At 76.4% G+C, this 965-nt stretch carries 1 pseudogene; it reads left to right on the forward strand.

What is annotated here, in order from left to right:
* A pseudogene (locus ACP4J0_RS38510) lies at positions 1 to 965 on the forward strand (polyketide synthase); the annotation flags it as partial.

Genomic DNA, 965 nt, shown 5'->3' on the forward strand with positions numbered 1-965 from the left:
CAGGCGGTCTTCGCCGGGACCGGTGCGCAGCGCGTGGACCTGCCCACCTACGCCTTCCAGCGCGAGCACTACTGGCTGGAGAGCGGAACCCCCGACGCGGCCGACGTGGCCGCTCCCGCCGACAGCGTGGAGGCCCGCTTCTGGAAGGCCGTCGAACGCAACGATGTGGCCGCCCTCACGGCCGAGTTGGGCGTGGACGGCGACCAGGCGCTGACCGCGCTGCTCCCGGCGCTGTCCTCGTGGCGCCGGCAGAGCCGCGAGCAGTCGACCGTCGACGGCTGGCGCTACCGCGTGACGTGGAAGCCGGTGCCCGAGCCGGCTGTCGCCCGCCTCACCGGGATGTGGCTGCTGGCCGTCCCCGACACGCTCACCGGCCCGGACGAGCAGTGGGCCGCCGCCGTGGAGCGCACGCTCACCGACCGCGGCGCCGACGTACGGCGGGTCGCCGTCGTCCAGGGCGACGACGGCACGCGCGCCGATCTCACCGTATGCATGCGCGAAGCGCTCGCCGACGGGCCCGCCGTGTCCGGTGTCGTGTCCCTGTCGACGCCCTCCGGCACCGCGGCGGGCAGTGTCGTCACCACGCTCGGCGTCGTCCAGGCACTGGGCGACGCCGAGGTGACCGCGCCCCTGTGGTGCGTGACCCGCGGCGCGGTCGCCGCCGGCCGCTCCGAGCGGCTGGAGAACCCGGCGCAGGCGGCCGTGTGGGGTCTGGGCCGGGTGACCGCGCTGGAGCACGGCGAGCGCTGGGGCGGCCTGGTGGACCTGCCCGGCACGGACGACGTGGACGAACGAGCGCTGGCCCGGCTGGCCGGCGTCCTGGCGGGCGACGCCGCCGAGGACCAGGTCGCGGTGCGCCCAGGCGGCCTGTTCGTGCGCCGTCTGGTCCGTGCGCGGCTGGCGGAGACCAGCACCGTGCGTGAGTGGCGTCCGCGGGGCACGGTGCTGGTCACCGGTGGCACGGG

It is taken from the genome of Streptomyces sp. WG7 (genome assembly GCF_049975785.1).
Classification (GTDB): domain Bacteria; phylum Actinomycetota; class Actinomycetes; order Streptomycetales; family Streptomycetaceae; genus Streptomyces.